Origin of the sequence: Campylobacter sp. TTU-622 (genome assembly GCF_016598965.1) — a bacterium.
In the GTDB taxonomy this organism is placed as follows: Bacteria; Campylobacterota; Campylobacteria; order Campylobacterales; family Campylobacteraceae; genus Campylobacter_D.
The window spans coordinates 1-2,052 of the sequence record NZ_JAENKR010000139.1; the positions used below are offsets into that span (position 1 = coordinate 1).

Here is a 2,052-nt window from a genome sequence, read left to right on the forward strand (position 1 = left end):
ATACGATATTTGATTATTTAAATAAGCTTTACATTCTTTTAATCCTATAGAATTTAAAGGTTTTAAATTTGCATCATATTTTTCAAAAAGGTTTTTAGCTTCATCTACTAAGCCTAGATCTAACATTAATTTAGTGCGTTTTTGTATGTTTTTTCTAAGTTCTTCTTTATCCCAAGATAGATTATAAATTTCCATTTTTTCAATTAAAGGTTTTTTTTGAGTTTTCTTTAAAAAAACACTTGGTATTTCTTTAGTGCTTTCATAAATATTAAACCATTTTTTTAGACGATAAGTATCATTTTTTTCGATTTTAAAAGTAGGATCTATTTTTTGTAAGAGTTCATATATTTCATTATTGCTAATTGTAATTTCTTTTTCTTCTATTTTTTCGCTTAATCCTTGCATTAAAATTTTAAGATAAAAGCTCGTTCCACCAGTTATAATAAGAATTTTCTGTTTGTCTTGGGCCCATTTTTTTGCTTTTTCATATTCTTGCATAAATAAAGAAACATTAAAATGTTCATTTACATTTAAAAGATTTACTCCAAAATAATCAAGCTCATTTAAAATTTTATCTTCACTTTTAGCGTTTGCTATATTAATTTGTTTATAAATACAAAGGCTATCAAGACTTAAGATAGCAGCTTTAAATTCGTAAGCTAAAGCATTTGCAATAGCAGTTTTTCCGCTAGCTGTAGGACCAATGAGTGCAAATTCAAAAAACATTATTAAACTTTCTAAAAATTTATAAAATTTTAGTAAAATCATAACAAAAATTTATAAAAGAGTTTTAATGAGTTTAATATGGAATAAATTTAAAGATATTTTAGATTTGATTGTATTTAAACATTCTATTTTTGCCTTACCTTTTTTATTAAGTTCTATGCTTGTTGCTTCAAAAATAGCAAATGATAGTGCTTGGTTTGGATTTAAAGCCTTAATTTTAGGAATTATTTGTGCCATTAGTGCTAGAAATTTTGCTATGGCTTCAAATCGCTTGATGGATGAAGATATTGATTTAAACAATCCTCGTTGTAAAGATAGACCTAATATTAATGGTCGTATTGGTAAAAAAAGTATATGGATTTTTATCGTTTTTAATGCTTTGGTTTTTATTCTTTGCTCTTATTTTATTAATAATTTAGCTTTTATTCTTTCCTTTCCTGTACTCTTTATTTTGGCATTTTATTCAGCTTTTAAACGTTTTAGTTCTTTTGTGCATTTAGTTCTTGGTTTTTGTTTGGGTTTAGCTCCTATTGCGGGAAGTATTGTGGTATTAGGAGAAATTCATATTTTTAGTATATTCTTATGTTTAGGAGTTACATTTTGGACAGCAGGTTTTGATCTTTTATATAGCCTTCAAGATATGGAGTATGATAAAAAAATGGGACTTTATTCTATACCTGCTAAATTTGGAAGTCAGACTACTCTTTTGTTTTCAGCTTTTTTTCATATTTTAGCTGTATGTTTTTGGCTTATTTTTGTTTTTGTCTCTCCTTTAGGAAATTTTGCTTTAATAGGTGTAATTCTTAGCGCTTTAATTTTATTTTTTGAACATAAAATTGTCCGTAAAAATTTTTCTCATATTAATAAAGCTTTCTTTACTTTAAATGGATATTTGAGTATTATTTTTTTTATTTTTATATGGGTTGATTTATTATGGAATTAAATCTTTTTAAAACAGATTTAAAGATAGAATTTGAAGCTTGTGATATAAATAATAATTTATTTTTGCAAGAATATTTAAATATTAACACAAATCATCAATTAGCCAAATGGAAAAAAATAGCTTATAGGATTGATTTTGAAGATTCTGAAAAGATAATCTTTGATTTACTTTTAAGTTTAAAAGAGGATATTTCAAGAATTGAAAATCGTTTATTTAAAGAAAATAAATTGCTTGCTTTAGCTCAGTCAGATATTATAAGTTTGTTAAATTTTGAGCATATAGGTTTTGAGAATGAAATTTTAATAGAAGGCCAAGAATATTATGCTAGATTCGAGATTAATGATCAAAAAATAGCTTTTTATTTTAAAGCACTAAATAAAAAG

Annotated in this window: 3 protein-coding genes; 2 read left to right on the plus strand and 1 reads right to left on the minus strand. The window is 24.6% G+C overall.

What is annotated here, in order from left to right; all coding sequences use genetic code 11:
- Positions 1 to 726: tRNA (adenosine(37)-N6)-dimethylallyltransferase MiaA (gene miaA / locus JG677_RS07930; protein ID WP_200286093.1), on the minus strand; the 726-nt coding region annotated here is incomplete at its 3' end.
- Between the two features lie 67 nt (positions 727 to 793).
- Here miaA and mqnP point away from each other — a divergent pair.
- Both mqnP and JG677_RS07940 read left to right on the plus strand, forming a co-directional pair.
- Positions 794 to 1,669 (plus strand): menaquinone biosynthesis prenyltransferase MqnP, encoded by an 876-nt coding sequence (gene mqnP / locus JG677_RS07935; protein ID WP_200169931.1) that lies wholly within the window; start codon positions 794 to 796, stop codon positions 1,667 to 1,669.
- The coding region (locus JG677_RS07940; protein ID WP_200286095.1) for a hypothetical protein at positions 1,660 to 2,052 on the plus strand (393 nt) is incomplete at its 3' end. The genes mqnP and JG677_RS07940, both read left to right, overlap by 10 nt.